Source organism: Elizabethkingia miricola (assembly GCF_001675285.1).
GTDB classification, from domain to species: Bacteria; Bacteroidota; Bacteroidia; order Flavobacteriales; family Weeksellaceae; genus Elizabethkingia; species Elizabethkingia miricola.
On the sequence record NZ_LSGQ01000029.1, the window covers coordinates 79,088 to 103,945 of the forward strand.

20 protein-coding genes are annotated in these 24,858 nt (G+C 35.8%); 11 read left to right on the forward strand and 9 right to left on the reverse strand.

The genetic code is table 11. The features are described 5' to 3' along the window. The first annotated feature begins 3 nt into the window (after window positions 1-3). The gene (gene leuD, locus ATE49_RS14165) at window positions 4-594 is read left to right on the forward strand and encodes a 3-isopropylmalate dehydratase small subunit (protein WP_034870299.1); all 591 of its coding nucleotides are present in this window, start codon (window positions 4-6) and stop codon (window positions 592-594) included. Beyond that, window positions 594-1,715, forward strand: a complete 1,122-nt coding sequence (leuB, locus tag ATE49_RS14170) for a 3-isopropylmalate dehydrogenase (RefSeq protein WP_065082700.1) — start codon at window positions 594-596, stop codon at window positions 1,713-1,715. Before leuD ends, leuB begins: the two co-directional genes overlap by 1 nt. Before the next feature lie 447 nt (window positions 1,716-2,162). Here the strand turns inward: leuB and ATE49_RS14175 are convergent, their stop codons facing one another. The 6 genes from ATE49_RS14175 to ATE49_RS14200 form a co-directional block, all read right to left on the reverse strand. Beyond that, window positions 2,163-2,771 carry a DUF4230 domain-containing protein gene (locus ATE49_RS14175; RefSeq protein ID WP_065082701.1) on the reverse strand — a complete coding sequence of 203 codons (609 nt, stop codon included), beginning with the start codon at window positions 2,769-2,771 and terminating at the stop codon, window positions 2,163-2,165. 36 nt (window positions 2,772-2,807) lie between these two features. Continuing rightward, on the reverse strand, window positions 2,808-3,344 hold the full coding sequence (locus ATE49_RS14180) for a TlpA family protein disulfide reductase (protein ID WP_065082702.1): 537 nt from the start codon (window positions 3,342-3,344) through the stop codon (window positions 2,808-2,810). A gap of 180 nt (window positions 3,345-3,524) precedes the next feature. Further along, window positions 3,525-4,664: an acyl-CoA dehydrogenase family protein gene (locus ATE49_RS14185; protein ID WP_059156345.1), complete on the reverse strand. Its 1,140-nt coding sequence runs from the start codon at window positions 4,662-4,664 to the stop codon at window positions 3,525-3,527. Between the two features lie 76 nt (window positions 4,665-4,740). Continuing rightward, window positions 4,741-6,171 carry an ATP-binding cassette domain-containing protein gene (locus tag ATE49_RS14190; protein ID WP_065082703.1) on the reverse strand — a complete coding sequence of 477 codons (1,431 nt, stop codon included), beginning with the start codon at window positions 6,169-6,171 and terminating at the stop codon, window positions 4,741-4,743. 73 nt (window positions 6,172-6,244) lie between these two features. Further along, window positions 6,245-7,519: a helix-hairpin-helix domain-containing protein gene (locus ATE49_RS14195; protein ID WP_065082704.1), complete on the reverse strand. Its 1,275-nt coding sequence runs from the start codon at window positions 7,517-7,519 to the stop codon at window positions 6,245-6,247. Between the two features lie 251 nt (window positions 7,520-7,770). Next, window positions 7,771-8,109, reverse strand: coding sequence for a MerR family transcriptional regulator (locus tag ATE49_RS14200; protein ID WP_045179023.1), 339 nt, complete (start codon window positions 8,107-8,109; stop codon window positions 7,771-7,773). A 210-nt stretch (window positions 8,110-8,319) separates the two neighbouring features. Here ATE49_RS14200 and ATE49_RS14205 point away from each other — a divergent pair, with 210 nt between their 5' ends. The 5 genes from ATE49_RS14205 to ATE49_RS14225 all read left to right on the forward strand — a co-directional run bounded on the left by ATE49_RS14205 (window position 8,320) and on the right by ATE49_RS14225 (window position 13,612). After that, a complete protein-coding gene (locus ATE49_RS14205; RefSeq protein WP_065082705.1) occupies window positions 8,320-9,036 on the forward strand; it encodes an outer membrane beta-barrel protein in 717 nt (238 codons plus the stop codon). 30 nt (window positions 9,037-9,066) lie between these two features. After that, window positions 9,067-10,734, forward strand: coding sequence for a S41 family peptidase (locus ATE49_RS14210; RefSeq protein ID WP_065082706.1), 1,668 nt, complete (start codon window positions 9,067-9,069; stop codon window positions 10,732-10,734). A 195-nt stretch (window positions 10,735-10,929) separates the two neighbouring features. After that, entirely contained in the window at window positions 10,930-12,642 is a 1,713-nt protein-coding gene (locus tag ATE49_RS14215) for a hypothetical protein (RefSeq protein ID WP_065082707.1), read from the forward strand. A gap of 11 nt (window positions 12,643-12,653) precedes the next feature. Then, on the forward strand, window positions 12,654-13,055 hold the full coding sequence (locus ATE49_RS14220) for a hypothetical protein (RefSeq protein ID WP_065082708.1): 402 nt from the start codon (window positions 12,654-12,656) through the stop codon (window positions 13,053-13,055). Beyond that, entirely contained in the window at window positions 13,052-13,612 is a 561-nt protein-coding gene (locus tag ATE49_RS14225) for a hypothetical protein (protein ID WP_065082709.1), read from the forward strand. Before ATE49_RS14220 ends, ATE49_RS14225 begins: the two co-directional genes overlap by 4 nt. 69 nt (window positions 13,613-13,681) lie before the next feature. Here ATE49_RS14225 and ATE49_RS14230 read toward each other — a convergent pair whose 3' ends face one another. Beyond that, complete coding sequence (locus ATE49_RS14230) at window positions 13,682-14,989, reverse strand: DEAD/DEAH box helicase (RefSeq protein ID WP_065082710.1); 1,308 nt, start codon at window positions 14,987-14,989, stop codon at window positions 13,682-13,684. A 328-nt stretch (window positions 14,990-15,317) separates the two neighbouring features. Between ATE49_RS14230 and rpsA the strand changes: the two genes are divergently transcribed. Further along, the gene (gene rpsA, locus ATE49_RS14235) at window positions 15,318-17,102 is read left to right on the forward strand and encodes a 30S ribosomal protein S1 (protein ID WP_034870317.1); all 1,785 of its coding nucleotides are present in this window, start codon (window positions 15,318-15,320) and stop codon (window positions 17,100-17,102) included. A 329-nt stretch (window positions 17,103-17,431) separates the two neighbouring features. Here rpsA and ATE49_RS14240 read toward each other — a convergent pair whose 3' ends face one another. Beyond that, window positions 17,432-19,600, reverse strand: coding sequence for a M60 family metallopeptidase (locus ATE49_RS14240; RefSeq protein WP_065082711.1), 2,169 nt, complete (start codon window positions 19,598-19,600; stop codon window positions 17,432-17,434). A 233-nt stretch (window positions 19,601-19,833) separates the two neighbouring features. Between ATE49_RS14240 and ATE49_RS14245 the strand changes: the two genes are divergently transcribed. Continuing rightward, window positions 19,834-20,808, forward strand: a complete 975-nt coding sequence (locus tag ATE49_RS14245) for an EamA family transporter (RefSeq protein WP_065082712.1) — start codon at window positions 19,834-19,836, stop codon at window positions 20,806-20,808. 114 nt (window positions 20,809-20,922) lie between these two features. Here the strand turns inward: ATE49_RS14245 and ATE49_RS14250 are convergent, their stop codons facing one another. Continuing rightward, complete coding sequence (locus ATE49_RS14250; RefSeq protein WP_065082756.1) at window positions 20,923-22,263, reverse strand: ammonium transporter; 1,341 nt, start codon at window positions 22,261-22,263, stop codon at window positions 20,923-20,925. Between the two features lie 315 nt (window positions 22,264-22,578). Here ATE49_RS14250 and ATE49_RS14255 point away from each other — a divergent pair, with 315 nt between their 5' ends. Next, a complete protein-coding gene (locus ATE49_RS14255) occupies window positions 22,579-23,820 on the forward strand; it encodes an MFS transporter (protein WP_065082713.1) in 1,242 nt (413 codons plus the stop codon). Between the two features lie 39 nt (window positions 23,821-23,859). Beyond that, on the forward strand, window positions 23,860-24,858 hold the full coding sequence (locus ATE49_RS14260; RefSeq protein WP_065082714.1) for an alpha/beta fold hydrolase: 999 nt from the start codon (window positions 23,860-23,862) through the stop codon (window positions 24,856-24,858).

Consider the following 24,858-nt stretch of genomic DNA (forward strand, 5'->3'; position numbering starts at 1 on the left):
AAAATGCAGAAGCTTACACATATTACTTCAACAGCCATTCCTTTACCAACGGAAAATATAGATACAGACCAGATTATTCCTGCAAGATTCCTGAAAAGTATTGACAAGAATGGTTTTGGACAAAATGTTTTCAGAGACTGGAGATTTGATAAAGAAAATAATCCGAATACAGATTTTGTCCTTAATAATCCAAAATATTCCGGAGAAATACTGGTAGCAGGTAACAATTTTGGTTGTGGTAGCAGCCGAGAGCATGCTGCATGGGCGTTAACAGGATACGGATTTAAAGTAGTTGTATCCAGCTATTTTGCCGATATCTTCAGAGGTAATGCACTGAATAACGGACTGCTGCCTGTAAAAGTATCCGAAGAATTTCTGAAAGAATTATTACAAACCATAACTAATAACCCTGAAACCGAAATTTCAGTGGACGTAGAGAAGCAAACTATAACCTTTAACCATAAATCCGAAAGCTTCGATCTAGACTCTTACAAAAAGATATGTTTGATGAATGGCTATGACGATATTGATTTCTTGATCAGTAAAAGAGATAAGATCGACGCTTTCGAAAAAAACTTACAAAACACATTCTAATGAGCGAAATGAAAATTGCTGTACTTGCTGGTGATGGAATAGGACCGGAAGTAGTAAATGAAAGTATTAAAGTATTAAATGCCATTTCTGAAGTATATGGTTGCAAATTTCAGTTTCAGGAGGCTATAGTTGGCGCTGAAGCCATTTTCCAGACGGGAAATCCTTTACCGGATGCAACACTGGATATCTGCAAAAACTCAGATGCAGTATTGTTTGGTGCAATTGGCGATCCGCATTTTGATAACAATCCGGAAGCTAAGGTACGTCCAGAGCAGGGATTGTTAAAACTAAGAAAAGAATTGGGACTATTCGCTAACCTGCGGCCTGTAAAAATTTTTGATAAGGTAGCAGAAAGCAGCCCATTGAAAAAAGAGATTATCGACGGAACAGATATGGTAATTTACCGTGAGCTGATCAGCGGTATCTATTTTGGTGAAAAATTCACAGAAGAGAATGGTGAATATGCATATGATGTTTGCCAATACAATAGAGCGGATATTGAAAGAATTGCACACCTTGCATTTCAGGCCGCTCAGAAGCGTCGTAAGAAGCTTACATTAATCGATAAAGCAAATGTATTGGATACGTCCAGATTGTGGCGTAAAGTATGTCAGGAGATCGCTCCTCAGTATGAAGATGTTGCTTTAGATTACATTTTTGTGGACAATGCAGCAATGCAAATGATCCTGAATCCGAAGCAATTTGACGTTATTCTGACGGAAAATATGTTCGGAGATATTATCTCGGACGAAGCAAGTGTTATTGGTGGATCTATTGGCCTAATGCCATCCGCATCGGTAGGAGAGTCTAACTCTATGTTTGAGCCGATTCACGGATCTTATCCGCAAGCTAAAGGGAAAGGAATTGCCAATCCGTTAGCATCTATTCTAAGTGCAGCAATGATGCTGGACCACCTTGGGTGGGATGTTGCTGCCAGAACGATTGAGAAAGCTGTAGAAAAAGCTATAGCAGAAGGTTTTGTAACCCAGGATCTCAATACGACAAAATCTTATTCTACCTCAGAAGTAGGAAGTTTTGTAGCGGAGTTTATCCGTAACACACAGCATGGTAGTTATTACAACTACGAAAACATTCAAATTGGAAAATCTACGATAGTTTAAATATTAAAGTTGATTTATTATTAGGGTTTATTTTTTGAAAGGCCTCCGACATGTTCGGGGGTCTTTCTATTTTTAACAGACCTTTATATTAAGATAGCGTTCCTCTGGAACGCCCTAAATTTTCATAATTATAATCTATATAGATAAAGCTCCTGACGGAGCTCTTATTCATTATAATGAATTTTATTTATATAAATCATGATCTAAGAAATCAGTAAAATGCTCCGGAGGAGCCTTATCTGTGTAAAAAAAGGTGTATCAAGAAGTAGGTATTCCGGAGGAATACTATCTGCCAATAGCAATGTTTTTCTCTGTATTTCTCTGGGATTTGTATCTGATATTAGTTATCATGAATTTAAAAATAAAAACCTCATAGGTATCTGAGGCCTATGAGGTTTTATTAGCAAGATCATTTTCAGGGCTTGAAGCCTTAAAAAGGATGTGTTTTTAAAGAATAATTCCCTTTAATTCTCCAGTTTTATCCTCTATTTTATAGTTCAGAGCTTTAGCCAGAACAAAAATATCATTCAGGTTATGAACCAACTGTTCATGTCCTTCCTGCTCCAGTTTCTTTTGGTCAACGCTTTTTACCATGTTTTGTTTAGCCGATTCCATAATGCCATTAATGCTTTTCTGATCAAATCTGTTCATGGCATAATCATCCATAAAATGAATTTTTACATCCGGATAAATTTTAATTTCAGCTCTTGGAAGCTCTGTAATTACCAGTTTTTTGTTAATGGTATCTACATCTATCTTCATTTGCTTCAGATCATAGGTTACCTGCGCTTTAGCGGTTGTATACAATACCATTTCCTTAGGAAGAATGTCATAGCCTCCAAATTTAAAAGCAGCACTTTTATGTGTTTGAAAGCTTGAGAAATTCTGCTCTAAAACCACCATTTTATTCATTTTACTTATCTGATTAGTGATCAGATAATAATCCTGGTTAATAGCTTCAGCTTTTTTCTCTTTACATCCGCGCCATACAGACACAACAAGAAGAGTAGAGAGTATACCGATTAAAATACCTATGTAAGTTGGAGTTCTTCTCAAAGAAAAAATGTTTTAATGATTATTGATGAATAGAGTTTAAGAAGAAGATTTTGCTTTGTTTATAATATTCAGCAAATCTTTTTCCAAGAATCCGGTTTCCGGAGCTTCAGTAATTCGTCCGATTTCTTTACCATCTTTTTTTATAATAAAAGTAGGAACATGGGTAACATTATAAAGTTTCTCATCTTCATGCGGGCTTTTTTTCTGACGGTCTAAAGCAAAAATCTGCACTTTGTCTACAGGGTATTTCAGCTCCTGCAGGATTTTAATAAATCTTGGAAATTCTCGGTGGCTATCCGGACACCATGAACCAATAAATATGGTGATGTCGTAAGAAGATATGTTTTCTTTTTCCAGTTTCTTTATAGAAGGCTGATCGACAACATAAGGTGTGTATTCTTCATCATACCATGCTTTAAATGGTTTTTTGTTGAATGGTTCCATATTCTGTTGCCCGATGAGTAATATACCTCTTTCATTTTTAATACGCTGATTGATTTCGTTTGTCTGAGCATTTACATAATATGTAGATAAAGCCATAAAGGCCAAAGTTGCTATGAATACTTTTTTCATTGGTGAGATAGATTATTAAACAAATATAAGCAATGTCTTATGTTAAAGTATGAAGAGTGAATTACGAATTTTGAAATATATTGATATAGAATCCAAACTTCAAATACTTCCGATATATAGAATATTTCGTGCCAAACTTTTGGTCAATAAAAAAGCCTGAAAAAATCAGGCTTTATTTTTTTATCTGGTAATGTCTCTTCCGATAACAAGTTTCTGTATTTCAGATGTTCCTTCACCTATCGTACAAAGCTTGGAGTCTCTGTAGTATTTCTCAGCAGGGAAGTCTTTGGTATAGCCATAGCCTCCAAATATCTGTACAGCCTCGTTTGCTATTTTTACGCAAGCCTCAGAAGCGTATAGCTTAGCCATAGCTCCTTCACGAGTCATTTTTTGTTTATTGTTTTTCAAATATGCAGCACGTTGAATCAATAATTCTGAGGCATCGATTTCAGTAACCATATCTGCCAGTTTGAAGTTTATTGCCTGGAAATCGGCAATAGCCTGACCGAATTGCTTTCTCTCTTTAGCGTATTTTAATGCTGCTTTATAAGCTCCTTTAGCAATTCCTAAGCTAAGCGCTGCAATAGAAATTCTTCCGCCATCTAGTATTTTCAGAGCCTGCTTGAAGCCTTCACCAACTTCACCTAAACGGTGGCTGTCTGGTACTCTTACATTATCGAAGATTAATTCGGCCGTTTCAGAGGCACGCATTCCCAGTTTATTTTCCTTTTTACCAGAGGTGAAGCCTGGCATTCCTTTTTCTAAAACAAAAGCAGTTGCATTGTTAGGAGCACCTTTCTCTCCGGTACGCGTCATTACAACAGCAATGTCACCTGAAATAGCATGAGTGATAAAATTTTTTGCACCATTAATAATCCAGTCGTCACCATCTCTTACAGCTGTAGTGGACATTCCTCCGGCGTCAGAGCCTGTATTGTGTTCCGTAAGTCCCCAAGCTCCGATTACTTTTCCGGAAGCGAGTTGAGGTAACCATTTCATTCTTTGTTCTTCGTTTGCAAATTCATATATATGGTTAGTACAAAGTGAATTATGAGCAGCAACAGAAAGTCCTATAGAAGGGTCTACCTGAGAAATTTCGTCTACAATAGCTACGTATTCATCATAAGAAAGTCCGGAACCTCCATATTTTTCAGGAACTACAATTCCCATAAAGCCCATTTCACCAAGCTGATGAAATAAATCTTTTGGAAAATGCTGGGATTCATCCCAATCCATAATATGTGGGCGGATATTTTTTTCAGCAAAATCACGTGCCGTTTCAGCAATCATTTTCAGGTTTTCTGAAGTTTCGAAATTCATAGGTGTCTATTTTTCTCAAATATAATGAAAAACATAAGAAATTTGTATTTTTTTAATATGCCTGATATTCAGTGAATTATTTTCTTTCGCTAATAGTGGGAACACCTTTATTTAGTTCCAGTATATGTTTTACACAAGAAGGTATCTCATCATCATAATGGCTAATGAAGAGCATGCTGATATCGCTGTTTTGATGAATTTGTTCCAGAAGATTAATAATTGTACTGATCTGAGAATCATCTAAACCCTGAAAAGGTTCATCCAGAGCAAGCATAACTGGGTCTTTTATAAGGGCTCTTGCGATCAGTACCAACCGCTGTTCCCCGCCAAACAGAAATGACAGTAGTTTTGTTGCTTTATCTTCCAGTGAAAAGAAGCTGAGCCATTCTTTTACTTTCAATGCCTGTTGCTCATTTAGTTTTCTGAACAGGCCAATAGTATCAAAGAAGCCCGACCCTATAGCTTGTTCAACAGTTGTGTTACGGTCAAAAAAGTTATACAGTTCCGGTGATACAAATCCAATTTTCTTTTTAATATCCCAAATGCTTTCCCCACTTCCTCTTTTTTTACCAAACAGATAGATCTGCTGAGAGTAGGCTTGTGGATTATCACCATTGATAAGGCTAAGTAAAGTAGATTTCCCGGCTCCGTTATGTCCTTTTATCTGCCAACATTCACCAGGGTTTACCTGCCAATTGATATTGTTTAGGATAATATTATTGTTGTATTGTATTGTTACATTTTCCATTCGGATTAAAGGGCTGTCAATGGATGAGCTGTTAATAACAGGAATAGGTTTGTCGAATCCGGTTTGGTGTATTTCAGTAAAGCTAAGTTGATTTATGGTGTTGTATTCAGTAATGTTTCCATCGGACATCTCTGCAAAATGAGTGATACAGTCCGGAATGTTATGGTGGTCTGTAATCAATATAATTCTCACGTTTTCATCTGCCAGCTGATTGATAATTGCATGTAATTCTTTTCTGCTCTGGGTGTCAAGTCCTGTGAATACTTTGTCCAGAATCAGAATCTCAGGATTGCCAAGGAGATGGCTAATCAGTTGCATTTTTTTTAGTTCTCCGTTAGACAGTTGTATCAAAGGAGCTTGTGCTCTGTGTGTTAGCTGGAACCTCCCCAGCCAGTTATTTACAGATTCAATATTGCCTTTTTTCAATAATTCGTCTGTAAGCGTTGCCGAATCTTCTGCATCACTGGTATTGAACCGCTGCTGATAATAGAAATCAGAAACATTGGATTTATTTTTCAATGCATATGTGGTAGTAATATATGCGATATTAGGTTTTTTCAGCTCATTGTTGCGTCTGTATTCAATAGTTCCGGTGTGCAGGAGCTGTCCTTTCAATGCCTTTGCTAAAAGAGATTTTCCGCTTCCTCCAGGACCTAATATAGCAAGGTGTTCTCCCGGATTTAAAGTAAAGCTGATATTGTTTAACAGATTGTCGCTGCCCCTTTTAACGGACACGTTTTTTAGTGTGATACTGTTCATTAGTCGTTGGTTATTAGTTGATTGCTTAAGTATATAAGCGATACTTATACGAATTTACGCATTTGTAACCGTATTACTTCAGATACCACTGTATTTTTTCGAGATCTTTTGGCTTTGCATTTAATTTTTTTAGGATATCATTTTTACCGGAAACAGAGGTGCGGTAAAAAATTATCTTATCTGTATAATATCGGAAGTAAGGGTGTTCTTTTAATACAACTTCATCGGCTGTCAGTATATCTATTTTGATAACCTTACTGATGTCTAATTGGGCTTCCTGAATAAGTTTTAATGCTAAATCTTTGTCGATGTTATAGGTATCCAGTATTTGCTCTTTTTGAGCAAAGCCTCCTAATTTTTTCCTGAATCCCAAAAGGCTGGCAGCGGCTTTATCTTCAAAACCGAAATCGCGGAGTTGCCGGAAAGATATAGTATTAAGATCCAGTTCTGTAATTTGTGATGAAATAGGTGTTGTTACAGGCTGAGTAATGCGGATCCAAGGTTTTAATTCTTCAAATTTTTCAGCAGAAATCATATAGCACTTTTGTAAGTCTGCGAGAGTTTTAAAACTTCCTTTTAAAATCTTTTCTTTATAATTCAGTATACCCTGTACCTGCCTTTCCGAGAAGCCAAGGTCTTTCCATTCCTGTGTGGTTAGTGTATTAGGATCGAATGTGTTTTTAGGTTTTAATCCCTTTATCAAGGTCTTATCTGTAACTTTTTGTTGAGGAAGAAGGAGGAAAGGAGCAAGTTGTATGTACTGTTCTTCACTGATGATAAAGCATTCTTTGAACTTTTCTTTAGACTGAAAACTACCTCCCAAATACTTTTTATATTTCAAAATAGATTCTGACTGGCGTTCCGAAAATCCTAAGTTAACCCAATCCTGCAGGATATAGCTGTCAGGATTAAATTTTCCACTGATTGTAAGTTTTTTATTTTTCTTCCGGTATTCCGGAGTTTTGTTAACAGCTGTTTCTGGAAGTAAGATATAGGGGCTAAGCTCAGCGAATTTGTCTTTACTAATCGCAAAGCATTCGGATAATTGCTCTTTGGAAGTAAAGGTTCCGTTGCAGATTTTTTCTTTATAATTCAGAATAGTTTTGGCCTGTTTAGGTGTGAATCCTAGATTTTCCCATTGTCTAGCACTAAGGTCATTAGGGTTGAATTTAGTGAAAGCAGGATTGAATTTGTCAGAAGAAATGAATTCTACGGTATCGGATGGCTGCTGAGTTTTATATTTTTTATAGAAATGGAAAGATGTTTCTAAAATAAGCACCAGAAATCCTAAAACAGTTAGCCCGATAAACTGTTTCTTTCTCATATGAAATGAGAGTTGAGATTTCATGTTTCATTATTTAATATTACATTTCTTTAAATATAACTATTTTTTTTATTAAATAAATTAATTTTATTAAAAATAATATGTGATTAATTATTTTTAATGTAAAAAATACTTTTGAGTTGTCTTTTGACTATGCTATACTCAGGCTTATGATAAAACCATGAGGCTATAAAATAAAAAGCCTGCCGTAGAAAGCAGGATGTTTTTATTATTCAAAAAATCTTTTTTAATTAATACAAATAGTCTTTTCTACTTTATTCATTTTCAGTTAAAGATTCCTTTAGTTTTAGTAGCTCCGCTTTTACAAACTCCAATCGGTCTATCAACTCAACTGTTTTCTCAACTTTAGGAGAAGTGCTTAGTGCTGTTTTAGCACCTTCCAGCGTATAACCTTTTTCCTTTACTAAATGATAAATAATTTTCAGATTTTTAATATCCTCGGGAGTAAAATAACGGTTTCCTTTTTTGTTTTTTTTGGGTTTTATAATAGTAAACTCTTGCTCCCAGTAACGGATAAGAGAGGTGTTTACATTAAAGGCTTTGGCTACTTCGCCAATTGAATAATATAGTTTTTCCGGTAGTTCTACTTTCATAATTTCTTGTTATAGCAAAGGTAAATATTTTTTCGTGACTGAATACTTTTCTAATGATTTATAGTTTATGTAATAGTTTAAGTTTTTGAGTACTGAAACATTTAATTTTTATTGATTTTTTTGGTCGAAGAATATTTAATTATGTTAAATTGTTGTAATAATAATATTTTGTATATTGCCCCTGTGTAATTAACCAAATCAAAAAAATCTATGAAAAAAAGTTTATGCAAGACTTTATGTCTTTGCCTATTACCCGTAGGCGCAAGTCTGTTCGCACAGAACAAATTTAAAATTGGCCTGGATGCCGGATATACGTACAGTGTATTAAATGGCAATGTTTCAAATTTAGTAGATACAAAATACTCTGGCCGCTATGGTTTTGGAGTAAATCTTTCCGGAGAATATATGATCTGGAAGTCTATTTTTATGTCTACAGGGGTTTCCTTCCTGCAAAAGAATTATAAATATGAAAGAACAGGAACCCGCTCCGGACAGTACACCGATTACAAGAACAATTTCCTTTCTTTCCCTTTGTTAGTTGGGGCTTATATTCTAAATAATCCACATGAAAGTAAAGGTGTATGGATTAAAGTAGCAGGTGGTATGTATACGGAATATTGGCTTAATATGAAGAGAGAAGGTCAATATCCTGTTTTTGGAGGATTGCAGCCTGATGGTACCTTTCCTTACGTAAAAGTATCAGATACTTATGATTTTAAAAAGAATGAAAACCAATTGAATCGTTTTGGCTATGGGCTTCAGGGGCAGGCGCAATTGGGGTATTCTTTTGATAAGTTCGATGTATATGGAGCTTATAATTATCAATATGGTTTATCGGATATCAGCAAAACCAACACAGATAAAGATCAGAAGGCAACGACCCGTTCTTATATGATTTCTGTAGGTGTATCTTACAAATTCGACTAATCACTTATCAACTCAATAACTATTTAAATTATGAAAAGAAATTTTATAAAAATACCAGTTTTTGCTTTAGGATTAGCTCTGTCAGCAATGACGCTAAACTCCTGTGTAAAAGATGAAGAAACCTCTATAACAGAGCCTACAAGATATACCAGTAGTGATGTGAAATCTTATGCGGATCTTTTTAAAGTGTTCTGGACAGTAATGGATCAGCGATATAACTACTTCTATGAGCAGAAAAGAGCTGATGGAATGGATTGGAATGCTATTTACCGTGAATATTATCCAAAGTTTGCCGCATTGAAAACATTCGGTAAGAGTACAGATAACGATAAGGATATTAATGATGACAAGCTAAAAGCCGTACAGTACTTTACCGAAATTGTTGATCCTATTATAGACCGACATTTTAATGTAAAAGTCGCGATGCCAGCTTCTAATAATAGTGTCATTAGCTCCTATACATTTTGGGGAGGGATGAAAACTAAAGGTAATAACATCTATCCTTTTAGTGCGAAGTATGGCTATATGAAGAATAGGCTTACAGGAAATGTATTGCTCCAAGATAATTTTTTATTGGCAGGGAATTTAAAATCTAATCCAGATATTTATTATTTCAGTTTTGCTCAGTTTGCTTTAGCATCAAATTTTAAAATAGATCTTTTAGATAAATATTTGACTCCTGATACGGGCAATGGATTATTATTAACTCCTGCGGATATAGATGCTTCAAAAGAACTCAATGCAATTAAAGATGCAACTTTTAGAAAAAAAGTAAGGGATTTTACGGTAAATGTCCTAAATCAGTGGAATTCTTTCCCGGCTTCAGCAGAAGTAAAAGCATTTAATGATCAGATTGCTGCTTTTAAAAGTACCGAAATTATCTCAAGTGCTTTTCTGGATGCTACACAAAAGGCTTTAGCGAAATCAAAAAATTTGGTAGCGTATACTAGTAGCGCAACTTATGCACCTGTTTTAACAGCAGAGAGTCTTCCTTATATTCAATGGTTTGTGTCTAAGATGGGGACGCATGTGCAATGGGGGTATAGATTGCCTCAGTTTCAAACGGCTGCTCAAGATATTCTGGATAATGAACCGCTTTACACAGGGTTTTTCAATCCTTTACGTAAAGGAAGTATTAAAAAAATTATTATAGACCTTAGAGGTAATGGTGGTGGAGCTATTGTTGATGCCCGATTCTTTACAGATCGTTTTATTACGAAACCTGCGGTTTGGGGATATCAAAGAACAAAAGAAGGAAATGGCCAATTTAATTATACACCATGGGTTCCGATGCAGGCTAATCCTCATCAGTTTGGGCTCCCTTCTAATATTCCAATTGTAATCCTAACCGATAAAGGAAGCGCGAGTATGTCTGAAATGTCAACTATGATGATTAAAACTCAGGGAAGCCAAGTGATATCAGTAGGTGATTATAGTGCCGGAGCTACTGCTGGTTTGGGGTCTCCGGACGATTTCAATGGTGGGACAAGAGATCAAATTGCGGGCTATCTTACTTTCTATATGCCACTAATGGCAGCTAAAGATGCTAGTGGGCAAGTTATAGAAGGTGTTGGAGTGAAACCTGATATTTTTGTTGAACCACCTACAGATGCCGAAGTAGCAGCTATGCAAAGTTCTCCGAATACTTTTGTGGACAGGGTGCTGAATGAGGCTGTGAAATATTTGTCAGGAAAGTAAACTTATATAAATGCAACATTAGCTATTTTAATATAGTTAGCCGGAATTTTTATTTTCCGGCTTTTTTTTATTTTCATTTATTGTTTATTTTTAAATTTATATTAAATAATTATTTTTATTATATTTATTTTTTTATGTTAAATTGTCTTTTGTCATTTATTTTTTATATTTGAAAAACACTAAAAAATAAATTATATGAAAAAAATCTATTTTACTATGGGAGTCTTAACCTTATTAAGTGTAAATTATAGCTGTAGACAGGAAATGGTTGCTTTAGAGCAATCAACTTCAAGTAATATTCAAGTCATAGATGGATATGTAAAAGACGGACGGCTTTATTTTGCAAATAAAGAATCTCTTCAACATTATTATGATAACATAAAAAACGAAAATGAAGAAATAATTGCGAAATATATTGATAATAAAGGCCTTATTTCTCTTAGACCTATTGTGACTGAGCAAAATGAAAAGTTGATTCTAACACAGATCCAAGCTCGTATAAATTCTCTAAAAGAGGATAGATTAAAACTGATTGGAAAAGTGGCTGGAGTAAAGAATGCAACGGCTGTTGTTAATGATGAGCAAATTAAAGATGATATTGATGATTTAGAAGATGTAATCGGAGACGATGCTTTCGCTGCATTTTTAAATAATAATGGTGAAATACAAGTAGGCAATAAGATTTACAAATACACTGATGTAGGGTTATTTATTGTGCCTGATAATAAATACCCAGTTCTTCAACAATATTTAGCTGTAAATAATATTTCTAATAATTTACTCACGCCAACAGACTCAGATATAAAAAATGGCTTTATAGGAGAACATAAACCCATTAATCCATATGATTATGGAAACGATCCCAATAGATTTTATCCGGATGAAAAACCAATAATTGTAGAAGTATTTCCAGGGATAGATTATTTTATACCATACAGACCTCCTGCTCAACCATCAATTCCTCCAGTCAATAATCCACCTAGGCAGCCTCTTCCATCGATTGATCCAGAGGATGAAGTAAACAAATATGTGAATTCTTTGCCAAATTGTGATACATATCGTACATGGTTGCAAAGCTTATTTGGAGATTCGGATATGTGTGTAGATAAATATGAAGGACGTAGAAGGGTTAAGACAAAAGCCTATAATCAAAACTATCTTCTTGTTTATAATATGGGAGTAAAAGTTAAACATCAGTATAGAGGATGGACCGGGTTATGGAGAAAAGAAAAGGCTGATGAAATAAGATTGGGGGTAATTGAAGGCCATTTCTATTATGATACAAACTTTTTAACACCATCTAATCCTAATAGAACGACAAATATTTATAGTGGTGGTAATAGGATGTTCTTTGATGCTGCAACTTTTTGGACATCTGGATATTATCCCGGGACTTATACAATATCTGGTTACAGTCTTCAGGGTTATCCTAAAGTTTTTCAAGATGATATTTATATAGAAGATGTATTGCCATTTATTGGAAATGGCTCTAATATAGATTTGATTGATGGAGGTTTGTATGCAGCAATAAAAGCAGGTAATAATGCTTTGTCGAATGAGAAGCTTAATCGTTTATTCTGGGATAAAGCGTTTAAAAATCTTGGTACTCTATGGGAGTCACAAGGAAAAGCTAAACCAAATAATAATATTACCTATTCTTATAATGCTCCTGAATTTGGAAAGCTAAAAGTATTCAAAACTTTTTACAGAAAAGCCTCTAATGCGGATAATTTAGAAAAGACTTTTGATTGGGGATTTCAGATAGGATTTACAATGGGAGATGATGGGAGAATAAATCCTTCCTATGGAGGGATGAAAAGACCAAAAGAATTTAAAGTTGTTATGTATGGTATTGCTAAAAAGAATGGTGCTTGGCATGGTAGTAGGATAAAAACAACGCCTAATTAACTTAATTATAGATGTTATATAAAAACATTAAAATAATATTTATTGCTCTTTGCTCTTCTATATTGGTTTCTTGTGATCAGATCATTGATTTTTATAATGAGAGATCCAAGGATGAGGCAAGTAAAAAATATACATCTCCTTATATGGGAATGTATGTAGGAAGTTTTTCTGGCGGAATGTCCGGTGATTTAGTACTTAATGTAAGTAAAGACGGTTATGTCAGAGGAACCAGAACATCAATGAATATTACAGATAACTTTTTAGGCGGGGTTGGAGATGCAGGGGCGCTACAAAGTGTAATTTCTACTCAAACAGGTTTTACTTTATATGGGAATCTAAGTTCAATGTCGGGTACGTGGAAGCAGGGTAATTGGAGTGGAACATGGACAGTAATAAAAAATAAAAAACAATGAATAATCTTAAAAGAATAATACTGTTAGTAATGTTTAGTTTTTTAGGTTTTATAAGCTTTTCACAATTGAGAGAAGCTAAGGCTATGAAAAACTTAATAGGAGTACAGTTGGGATTTACCAATTCAGGTATTTATGATGAATTGCGGATTACTAATGATTTTGTATTACGTGGAGACTTTATGTTTAATTCAGCATTGTGGGGTGGTTCTTTTTATCCGAAGACAGGATTTGCTTTATATCCGGCTATAGGAGTTACTCCAAAATATTATTACAGTTTTAACAGAAGATTAGACAAAGGAAAAAATATTTATAATAATTCAGCTAATTATATAGCTCTTGGTTTTTCTTATACACCAGATTGGTTCATCATATCTAATGAGAAAAACATTGAGGTAAGTAATTTTATTACAATAATACCTTCTTATGGTATTCGCAGAAATTTTGCTCAAAACTTTAATTATGAAGCTAAATTTGGACTGGGGTACGGAAAGAATCTGGATACTCATGAATCTTCTGCAATTCTACAGTTAGGGATTAGTATTGGATATGATTTTTAATAATCTCTGTGTAGTTTATAATAAAAACAAGCCTCAATTTGGGGCTTGTTTTGTATATTTTTCGAAAGCTTAGTAAGCAACTTCCATTTTAACCTTTTTACCTTTTAGCTTTTCGGTAGCCAGCTTTTTTAACAGCTCTGGTATTTTTTTTCTGGCCACGGCAACGTAAGAAGTAGTGTCTTTCACTTCGATTAATCCGATATCATCTTTTCCTAATTCCCCTTTTTTGATGAGGTATCCGACAATGTCTACTTTGTTTACCTTATCTTTCTTACCGGCACTGATGTAAATGGTTTGAAAAGCGGTTTGTTGGGGGATTTTATTTTCTCCCTCCACGTTTTCAACTGGGATATCATTTTTTAAAAAAGGAAAATTATCATCTTCTTTCATAATAAGATAAGCAAATCCTTTGGCATTCATTCTCGCTGTGCGTCCGTTTCTGTGAATAAAAGCATCTTCTTTTGGAGGAAGCTGGTAGTGTACAATAGATTCAACCTCTGGAATGTCAAGACCTCGTGCTGCTAAATCGGTTGTAATCAGAATTTTTGCAGAATCATTACGGAATTTTAGCAATGCCCGTTCTCTTTCATCCTGTTCCATACCGCCGTGGAAAGTTTCTTTTTCAATTCCTTTATCTTTTAAAAGCTCTGATATCCTATCAACAGCCTCTCTGTGGTTGCAAAATATCAATGTTCTTTTATTGCCTATTTTACATATTAGATGGAAAAGAGCATCTAGCTTTTCTTCAGCGGTAGTAATTACTTTTTTAAACTGAATATCAGGCTTTACCTCACTTAGTTTTAGAAAATCGATTGTCTTTTCATTTTTTAATCCTGTAAAAGCAGGAATTTCTTCCATTGCAGTAGCAGAAGTTAAAATCCTTTGTGACAGGTTTTTCATTGATTCTATAATGAAGCTCATTTCTTCCTGAAAGCCAAATTCAAGAGATTTGTCAAATTCATCCAGAATCAAAGTGCTAATTGTTGAAGGATTAAAACTGTTGTTTCTAAGATGGTCCGCAATTCTTCCAGGCGTTCCGATTAATAAAGCCGGAGCTTCAGTCAAGCTGTTGATCTCAATTTTTTTATCATGGCCGCCATAACATACGGTGACTTTGTAATCAGTCTTCATAGCTTTGAAAACCTGTTCTATCTGCAGAGCTAATTCTCTTGCAGGAACCAATACTAAAGCCTGAATCCCGGATTTGTCTTTCTTCAGATTGCGAAGTACCGGAAACAGGAAAGCTAGCGTTTTTCCTGAACCTGTAGGGGAGAGTAAAACTACATCATTTTTGTTTTCTGTAGCTTTGTATGTAGATTTTTGCATCTGATTCATGTCCTGAATCTGCAATTTTTTATAAATCGATTCTAAATTCATGTTGCAAAGATAGGTTTTTGAATACTCAGATTTCAGATCATTTATAATAATGAATATTTTTCAAACTATCAGAGTTCGTTATTTTGCAGTCACCATAAGTGTTATGACGATTTTCTTATGTTTTTATAGGGTTGTAAATCAGTAGACTTCTATCATATAAAAAAACTTTGAAATACAAGGTTATGTCATAAAAAAGTTGTATTTTTGCACCACTTTTTGTGAGTACATTTTTGGCGAAGTAAATATTTAATAATTAACATCTTCCGGAATTTCTGCCATCACATTAGGCCAAGAGCAGGAAAGGACGGAATACAAAATTTTTTAGAAAATGTCAAAAGAGACAAATTCAGCAGAGGTTCTATTGAACCAAAACGTAGCACCAGAACAATTTGACTGGGAATCTTTCGAAAGTGGATTAAATGCAGAGGACAGAAAAGAAAAGAACGAACTAGAAGAAATCTACAAAGGATCTCTTAACGATCTTGAAGATAATGACGTTCTTGTAGGTAAAGTAGTAAGATTAACAGACAAAGAAGCGATTGTTGACATCAACTTCAAATCTGAAGGTGTTATCTCTCTTAACGAATTCCGTTACAACCAAGGTTTACAAGTAGGTGACGAGGTTGAAGTAATGGTTGACAGAAGAGAAGACAAGTCTGGACAGTTACAACTTTCTCACAAGAAAGCTAGAACTCTTAGAGCTTGGGATAAAGTAAATGAATACCACGAGTCTGGAGAAATCGTTAACGGTTTCGTTAAATCTAGAACTAAAGGTGGTATGATTGTAGATGTATTCGGTATCGAAGCATTCTTACCAGGTTCTCAGATCGATGTTAAGCCTATTAAAGATTACGATCAGTTTGTAGGTAAAACAATGGAATTCAAAATTGTTAAGATCAACCACGAATTCAAAAACGTTGTTGTTTCTCATAAAGCACTTATCGAAGCTGATATCGAAGGTCAGAAAAAAGAGATCATCGCTCAACTTGAAAAAGGTCAGGTACTTGAAGGTACTGTTAAGAACATTACTTCTTACGGTGTATTCATTGACCTTGGAGGTGTTGACGGTCTTATCCACATTACAGACCTTTCTTGGTCTAGAGTTAACCATCCTTCAGAAATTCTTGAAGATGGACAAACTGTTAAAGTGGTTATCCTTGACTTCGATGATGAGAAAACAAGAATTCAGTTAGGTATGAAGCAACTTGAAGCACACCCTTGGGATGCTTTAGATGCTAACCTGAAAGTTGGAGATAAAGTAAAAGGTAAAGTAGTAGTTCTTGCTGACTACGGTGCTTTCGTTGAAATCGCTCCAGGTGTAGAAGGTCTTATCCACGTATCTGAAATGTCATGGTCTACTCACTTAAGAAGTGCAGGTGATTTCGTGAAAATCGGTGACGAGGTTGAAGCTGAAGTATTAACTATCGACAGAGAAGACAGAAAAATTTCTTTAGGTATCAAGCAATTAACTCAGGATCCATGGGCTAACATCCAGGAAAAATACCCTGTAGGTTCTCAGCATAAAGGTACTGTAAGAAACTTCACTAACTTTGGTGTATTCGTAGAGTTAGAAGAAGGTATCGACGGTCTAATCTACATCTCTGATCTTTCTTGGACTAAGAAAATCAAGCATCCATCTGAGTTCTGCAACGTAGGAGATACTCTAGATGTTGTAGTATTAGAACTTGACTTAGATAACAGAAGAATTTCTTTAGGTCACAAGCAATTACAAGAAAATCCTTGGGATAAATTCGAAACTAAATATGCTGAAGGAACTGTACATGCAGGTAAAGCAGTAGATGTATTCGATAAAGGAGCTAATGTACAGTTTGAAGATGCTGAAGTTGAAGCTTTCGCTCCAGCAAGACTTTTAGAGAAAGAAGATGGTTCTAAGATCAAAAAAGGTGAAGAAGCTGAATTCAAAGTAATTGAATTCAACAAAGAATTCAAGAGAGTTGTAGTTTCTCACACTGGTATCTTCAGAGAAGAGGAAAGAAAGAACGTAAAAGAGTCTAAGACTATTTCTTCAAACAATAACAACGAAGAAAAAGCAACTCTTGGTGACATCGATGCTCTTGCAGAATTGAAAAGAAAAATGGAAGAAGGTAAATAATCCTGAATTCATTTCTTAATTATAACCCGCCTCTTTAAGAGGCGGGTTTTTTATTTTTGTAAAGTTTAAAGTAAATAGGTAGAAATATAAAAAATATTATTCCAGAGGAATACTTACTTTTTGATACAGATTATGCTCCTCAAGAGCATTTTTCTAATCTTTCTTATTCCTCGTATCATGAAATTTATGCAAAAAATAGAATGCATTATAATAAAGAGAAGTTTCTTTAGGGACTTTATTTTAATACCGGTATGGAAAAGAATATGATTCTAAAAATAAAAACCGCCTGAATTCAGGCGGTTTCGTTGTTGAAATAATAAATTTATTAATTATTGTGCTGGTCTCACGCATCTTATAGAGGCATTATGTACCGAGTTTCTGTTTGTTTTAGTCCAGGAATCACTGCCATTGGTTAGTACCTGATGGTACCATGTTCCTTCCGGCATGTGGAAGCTGGCTTTGGTTCCCGGATTATCATTAGCATCATATTCCATAGTTCCGGAGTTGAGTACACCTGCCGGCAAAGCATTAAAGCCTACCTGATTGGCTTTAGGATTATCAATTTTACCACGTCCCATAGCCCATAACCCATCGGCTTTATTGTCTCTGTCTTCACCGCACTTCATCACACTCCCGAGCAAAGCAGAGCTTACCTGGTATTCAGAAGTTATAGCATTGAAAAGACTGGTCCAATTGGCATCGCTTGCCGCATTCCATCCTGCAGGGCACCATGTTTGTGCCTGAGTTGCTTTATTGGTTGGATAATATCTGCCGTAAATAACACCTGTAGGGTCGTTCGGGTTGGCTATTCCTATGGTATTTCTTGTGTTTTCATTTACGCCATCGTATCCGTCCCAGTTAAGGTTTTCTATAAACCATTCGCTGTTTCCGTATTTCTTATAAGCATAAGATTTTCCGTCACGAGGATCGGTAAAGGTTCCTGTTTTTGTACTGTAATCACAGTACTGATTTTTAGAAGCTAATTGATTGGCAGGCATAAGATCCGGTTGTGGGGAAGAAGTGTTTATTCCTTTCAGTGGCAGAGGTAAAGTAAGGTCCGGACATGGCTTGCTGAAGGGAGTAACGAGATAAAGATTGTCGTTGCAGGGTGGAGTTTGGTAATTCCCATTATTAATCATACTGTCTAATTTCTGCTGGTAATATGAATCTAAAACCAGTCCCCATTTCGAATATAAATTGCGTAGGTCATAACCAGATATCTGCACTATTTTCTGTAAGAAATAGAACTTTCTGGCTTCGTTGTCACCTCCGCTTTCTTTTTCTTCTCTTGTTATTCTGTGAAGCGTCTTAATAAGATCGTCTCCAAAGAGAACTCTTAATTGCTCTAAAAAGAACAGGCGGCTTTCGTTTACATTTTGGTATACAGTTCCGATATCTGCGCTCCAGTAATCCCTGCTTGAACGCTTAAACCAATCATTGTGGAATTTGTCTACCCATATATTTTCTGTCCATTTCTGCCAGTTGCTCCCCTGAAAATGACGTACAGATGCGAAGGTATAAAAGTTAACAGTGGTTTCTGTGTATTCCGTTGGTTTGTATGCTCCCTGCTGGTTTTGGTGTCCAATTTCATGGGATATTCCCCAACCGTTATTGATGAGGTTGTTTTCCATAAGTAAGCGGTCCATAGCAGCTTCATCATTACCATTGAAGCCTGTTCCCCAGTCGGTAGCATACATGTATCCGGTGCCTACCTGCGTCATCAGATATTTTACTCCATTGCTCATGGGTTGGTGAAGAGGATTTGGGTCGTTGACACTCAGTCCGCTGATCTGAATTTCAGCATCGAGTATCCCGTCGAAGGCTGTAAGCCAGTTGGGTATAGAAACAGGATAGCCTTTATATGCGTCCGGCATTAGGTATTTCTCTACTTTATCCTTATTCACAACTACAATAATATCTTTGGATTTAAACATAACATCCTGAATAGTTGATTGGGCAACCTGATTTTTGAAGTCGGTAATATTTGTTGCACCCAGTTCGTAGTAAGGATGGTTGATGTAGCCACTGGCAGGATCTAATGTTATTTTTACCTTTCCTGTGGTATTGCCTTTTTCAGATACATAACGAAGATAAATAATACCACCTTTGTGTTGTGTAGGGGCGATTATATTCTCTCCGGCTTTAAGAGGGATTTCAGCAACATTGCTCCCGTCTTTTACTCTGGTTCCTATAACAACACTTGGCATAGCACCGTCTGAGGCAGGGAGAGTATTTTCCAGCGTTAGTTTTAGGGTTTTGTCGGCAGGAAGATAATAGCCTGTTGTAGTGTGGTCAAATTTTAACTGAACCTGCCTTAATCTTGTTCTTTCATAATTAGAACTTCCAATTTGCAAAAGGTCAAAGACATTGGGAGGGTTGTTGTTCTGAAGTGTGGCTTCCGGATTTAGTTCATTGCTCATAAAATGGTCGGCAGACCTGCAGCTGTAACAGAATGCTAAGAGCCATAGCATTGCTACTGCAGTAGAAATGTTTCTCATATTAATATAATTTGGTGGTTATTAGTTGTTTATGCTAATATAAATGTTTTTTATTTAATGACAATGGATTTTTTTTATGAAAATGATTTTTTAATTGATGTATTGTTTTATTTTCTATATGATATTCTCATAAATATGAGTGATAATGCAAATTGATAGAAAAATGATAATAAGCATATTGATATTTCTTTGGTACTAAATGCGTAAATTTGCGCCCGCGTAACGAAAAAATTATGGAGAAGAAAAATATACTGAAGGGTGTTTTATTTGTCGGAATAGGAGCGAGTATCTACGGAATGCTGGCAACTTTTGTTAAACTGGCATATAATGATGGTTATACAACAGCAGAAGTAACTACTTCACAGTTTATGTGGGGGATTATCGGGCTTCTGATTCTGAATGTTATTCAGACTGTAGCGTCAAAGAAAGAGCTTCCGGCGCCTAAAAAGGGAGATATAAGAAAACTAATGCTTGCCGGAACTTCTCTGGGAGGGACTAGTCTTTTCTATTATCTTTCAGTACAATATATTAATGTTTCTATCGCAATTGTATTATTAATGCAATCGGTGTGGTTTAGTGTAGTTGTAGAGAGTTTTATAAATAAGAAATTACCGACAGCCCGTAAGGTGTTGGCAACTGTTATTGTACTTGTGGGAACTGTTTTGGCTACCAATCTTATCAATATGGATGTAAAGCTGGATGTAAGAGGTGTGTTTTGGGGGCTTATGGCAGCTGCGTCTTATACGCTGACTATGTTTACTTCTAACACAATCGCAACATATCTGCCTGCGTTTCGTAAGAGTTTTATACAGTTGTTAGGAGGTGCAGTTATTGTTTTTATTTTCCTGTTCTTCTCCCAGATAGGGCCATTGCATTTTGACGCTTTAAAGGGTGTTTATACGCATTTTAGCAGTAATATGGAAGGGATTCGTCCATTCGATTATTCTATATTATGGACTTATGGGCTGTTTTTAGCTGTTTTCGGAACCATTTTGCCACCTATTTTATTTAATATAGGCTTCCCGAATTCGGGACTGGGATTAGGAAGTATTGTGTCCTCTCTGGAGCTTCCTGTTTCTGTTACTATGGCTTTTGTTTTATTAGGCGAAGAGGTATTGCTTATTCAATGGACAGGTATTGCACTTATACTTTTTGCAATCGTACTGATGAATTTGCCTTCTCGTAAAAAAGAAGAGGTATTGGCGTAGTTCAACGATCAAAGAATCTAAATATAGAAGACACCTAAGCTTTACGCTTAGGTGTCTTTATTTTAATAGTGTTTTTGGGATTGCTAAAGAGAGATTTTTTTATGTTGTTTTAAATTAGCAAAGTTGTTCATCGTGTTGTGAGAGGTCCAGGCCAATTTTTTCTGACTCCTCAGACACCCTTAACGGTATTATAGCATTTGATATTTTGTACAGTAAAAGAGAGCCAAAGAAAGAGAATAGGGATACAAGTATTAGAGCTGCCATATGATGCAGGAAAACGCTGATTCCACCATGTAATAAACTTGCGCTTTCTCCATGTGCGAAAATAGCAGTGAGTATCATTCCCATAATTCCGCCAATACCGTGGCAGGCAAATACATCGAGTGTATCGTCAATTTGTTTTAGCTTGCTCCAGTTAACCATAGTATTAGATACTATTGCTGTAATAAAGCCTATAAATAAGCTTTCACGGATGCTCACAAAGCCAGCAGCAGGTGTTATGGCTACCAGTCCTACAACAGCCCCGATACAAGCTCCTAATACAGATACTTTTCTTCCGTTAATGCGGTCAAAGAATATCCAGGTCATCATTGCAGATGCGGAGGCAATAGTCGTAGTGCCAAAAGCTAAAGCTGCAGTCGCATTAGCGGCCAATGCAGATCCGGCATTGAAGCCAAACCAGCCAAACCATAACATTCCTGTTCCAAGTAATACAAAAGCAGTATTGGAAGGCTCGTGATGTGGTCTTTTTCTTTTTCCTAAAACCATTGCGCCGGCAAGGGCTGCGAAGCCCGCGCTCATATGGACAACAGTGCCTCCGGCAAAGTCTTTTACACCAAAGTATTTGTTCAGTAGTCCATCCGGATACCAGATCATGTGACATAATGGTGTGTAGATGAATAAGCTGAAAAGGACAATGAAGAGTAAATATGAAATGAAACGAACTCTTTCTGCAAAAGATCCGGTAATCAATGCAGGAGTGATAACGGCAAATTTCATCTGGAATAATGCAAATAACAGAAACGGAATTGTGGAGGCCAGGCTTTTATGCGGTAAAGTGCTTACACCATCAAAGAAAAAGTACTCGAAAGGGTTTCCTATGATGCCGTATTTTATACCATTAATTTCAAAACCTATAGAGTCACCGAAAGATAGGGAAAATCCTACCACAATCCAGATAAGTGATACTACTCCAAGAGAAATAAAACTTTGCAGCATAGTGGAAAGTATATTTTTTCTGCCCACCATACCGCCATAGAAGAAAGAAAGTCCGGGTGTCATTAACAGAACTAACCCTGATGCGGTTAGTATCCATGCAGTATCTGCACTATTAATATTGCTTTCCGGTAAAAAGTTTTGCATATTAATGTGGTCTGTATTACTTCCGACTAATGCGCCTAACGAAATAATACAGATAATAACAAAAGAAATGATCCAGCGTTTCTCAATTTTCATATTCATAAGTATTTGGTGTGTCAAATATAGGGGTAAAAATTAAAATATTACATTTATTTTTAATTATACCCTGTATTTTTAATAGTGTAAATTATTTTATTTGTATTTTTAATTGTTGTATGTGTGTTTTTGCTGGGGTGTTTAGTTTTTTTTATCTGTTTTTTATAAAATAACCCGAGTTAATATGCTGTGCCGGATTTACTGAATATTCCCAAAATCGGGTTGTATGTTGTGTATTTGTATTTTATTTCGGAATTTTTTTATTATAATTATTTCACAAATCAATAGTTTTTATATTTTTATTAAAATTTAATCATGCAGCAACTTCCGCTATCCTCTAAGTTGAAATACATCTTTTCTATTCCGGTTATCATATCAGCATTAGGTTATTTTGTCGATATATACGATTTATTGCTTTTTGGCATTGTAAGGATTCCCAGCTTAAAAGATTTGGGGCTGAATCCGGATGCAGACGGAACCTTTATTCTGAATTGTCAGATGATAGGATTGTTAATTGGAGGTGTTTTTTGGGGTATTTTTGGAGATAAAAAAGGAAGACTTTCCGTTTTATTTGGTTCTATTCTGGTATATTCACTGGCTAATATTGCCTGTGGATTTCTTCCGTATTTTCCTAAGACTAATCTGGTATATACTTATGCATTACTGCGTTTTATTGCAGGTGTAGGGCTTGCAGGCGAATTAGGAGCCGGAATTACATTGGTATCAGAGAGTCTGCCTAAGGAATTACGTGCTATAGGAACCTCTGTAGTTGCCGGGTTTGGTTTAATGGGTGCTGTTGTTGCTCAGTTAACGGTTGAGCTGTCCGGAGGATGGAATATCTCTTATATTATTGGAGGCGGTTTGGGAATTCTGCTTTTGTTTTTAAGAATTAGTGTTTCTGAATCGGGGATTTATAAAAATATTAAACATCAGTCTGTATCAAAGGGAAATTTTCTATCCTTTTTCACAAGCAAAGACAGATTGATAAGATATCTGAAATGTATAGCTGTAGGACTGCCAACATGGTATTGTATCGGTATTCTAGCCGTACTGGCCAATCAGTTTGCTCCGGAGTTAGGGATTAAGGATATTAATCCCGGAAAAGCAATTATGTGGGGGTATGTAGGGATTTCGGTCGGAGATCTGATGAGCGGATTTATTTCACAAATGCTGAAGTCTCGTAAAAAAGCTATTTTTTATATGTTGCTTTTCACTATTGTAGGGGTCGGAATAATGTTATTCGGGAATACAAATACAGAAACAAAATATTATGCATTTTGTGTGTGGTTGGGACTTGGAACAGGTTATTGGGCAATGTTTGTTACACTGGCTGCGGAGCAGTTTGGTACCAATATCCGAAATACAGCAACCACTACAGTGCCTAATATGGTGAGAGGTTTGGTTCCGGTAATGATATTGGCTTTTGATTTTTTCAAAAAAGATTTCTCAGTCATTCTAAGTGCGGCTATTGTAGGTATTATAGTCTTTGGTCTGGCATTTTACTCAACGCTTACTATATCGGAAACCCATAATAAAGATTTAGATTTTACAGAATAATTTATACTTATCTTTTTCATTTTTTATAATTTTATATCTATGAAAAAGATTAGAATTGGTTTTATGGCTATGGGTTTAATGCTGTGTTTATCCGTTACTGCACAGGAGCTGAAACCTTTGGATGCTTATCTCACAACGGTAAACTATCCATATCCTGAGAATTATATAAAGTTTGAATCCCAGGGACAGAATCTGGAAATGGTGTACATGGATGTAAAGCCGGTAACAGCCAACGGTAAAACAATTATGCTGTTGCATGGCAAAAATTTTAATGCTGCCTATTGGAAGAAAACTGCAGACGTTTTACTGAAAGAGGGTTTCAGAGTAATAATGCCGGATCAGATAGGCTTTGGGAAATCCAGTAAACCTCACGATTATCAGTTTTCCTTTTCGCAACTTGCTTATAATACCAGACTTATTTTAGATAAACTGAAGATAGATAAGGCGATTATCCTTGGCCACTCTATGGGGGGAATGATCGCAACAAGGTTTACTTTGCAATATCCGGAACGTGTCGAAAAGCTGGTATTGGAAAATCCAATAGGATTGGAAGATTACAAGACCTTTGCCGGTTATGAAACCATAGATGAAGCATATCAGGGAGAGTTGAAGAATACCGTAGAGACTTACAGAAATTATCAGCTGAAATTCTATTATGACAATAAATGGAAAGAAGAATATCAGCCATGGCTGAATATGCTGGCAGGATGGACATTGCATAAAGATTACCCTAAAGTAGCCTGGGATGCTGCATTAACAACGGATATGATCTATAATCAGCCGGTATGTTATGAATTTCAGAATATCAAAAGACCTACGCTGCTTATTATTGGTACCAGAGATAGAACAGCAATAGGGAAAAACCGTGCACCAAAAGAATTGCAGGATAAAATGGGATTGTATAATGAACTGGGTAAGAAAACTCAGGAAAAAATTCCGGGTTCAAAACTTGTAGAATTAGATAATGTCGGACATCTCCCACATATTGAAGTTTTCGATCAGTTTGTAGGGGCATTGTTGCCTTTTATAAAAGAATAA

Coding starts and splice junctions, on each gene's coding strand:
- ATE49_RS14215 (WP_065082707.1), top strand. CDS start 10,930: ATGAAAAAAATCTATTTTACTATGGGAGTCTTAACCTTATTAAGTGTA.
- ATE49_RS14185 (WP_059156345.1), bottom strand. CDS start 4,664: ATGAATTTCGAAACTTCAGAAAACCTGAAAATGATTGCTGAAACGGCA.
- ATE49_RS14205 (WP_065082705.1), top strand. CDS start 8,320: ATGAAAAAAAGTTTATGCAAGACTTTATGTCTTTGCCTATTACCCGTA.
- ATE49_RS14230 (WP_065082710.1), bottom strand. CDS start 14,989: ATGAATTTAGAATCGATTTATAAAAAATTGCAGATTCAGGACATGAAT.
- ATE49_RS14190 (WP_065082703.1), bottom strand. CDS start 6,171: ATGAACAGTATCACACTAAAAAACGTGTCCGTTAAAAGGGGCAGCGAC.
- ATE49_RS14180 (WP_065082702.1), bottom strand. CDS start 3,344: ATGAAAAAAGTATTCATAGCAACTTTGGCCTTTATGGCTTTATCTACA.
- ATE49_RS14220 (WP_065082708.1), top strand. CDS start 12,654: ATGTTATATAAAAACATTAAAATAATATTTATTGCTCTTTGCTCTTCT.
- ATE49_RS14255 (WP_065082713.1), top strand. CDS start 22,579: ATGCAGCAACTTCCGCTATCCTCTAAGTTGAAATACATCTTTTCTATT.
- ATE49_RS14195 (WP_065082704.1), bottom strand. CDS start 7,519: ATGAAATCTCAACTCTCATTTCATATGAGAAAGAAACAGTTTATCGGG.
- ATE49_RS14250 (WP_065082756.1), bottom strand. CDS start 22,263: ATGAAAATTGAGAAACGCTGGATCATTTCTTTTGTTATTATCTGTATT.
- leuD (WP_034870299.1), top strand. CDS start 4: ATGCAGAAGCTTACACATATTACTTCAACAGCCATTCCTTTACCAACG.
- ATE49_RS14240 (WP_065082711.1), bottom strand. CDS start 19,600: ATGAGAAACATTTCTACTGCAGTAGCAATGCTATGGCTCTTAGCATTC.
- ATE49_RS14200 (WP_045179023.1), bottom strand. CDS start 8,109: ATGAAAGTAGAACTACCGGAAAAACTATATTATTCAATTGGCGAAGTA.
- ATE49_RS14210 (WP_065082706.1), top strand. CDS start 9,067: ATGAAAAGAAATTTTATAAAAATACCAGTTTTTGCTTTAGGATTAGCT.
- leuB (WP_065082700.1), top strand. CDS start 594: ATGAGCGAAATGAAAATTGCTGTACTTGCTGGTGATGGAATAGGACCG.
- rpsA (WP_034870317.1), top strand. CDS start 15,318: ATGTCAAAAGAGACAAATTCAGCAGAGGTTCTATTGAACCAAAACGTA.
- ATE49_RS14260 (WP_065082714.1), top strand. CDS start 23,860: ATGAAAAAGATTAGAATTGGTTTTATGGCTATGGGTTTAATGCTGTGT.
- ATE49_RS14225 (WP_065082709.1), top strand. CDS start 13,052: ATGAATAATCTTAAAAGAATAATACTGTTAGTAATGTTTAGTTTTTTA.
- ATE49_RS14245 (WP_065082712.1), top strand. CDS start 19,834: ATGGAGAAGAAAAATATACTGAAGGGTGTTTTATTTGTCGGAATAGGA.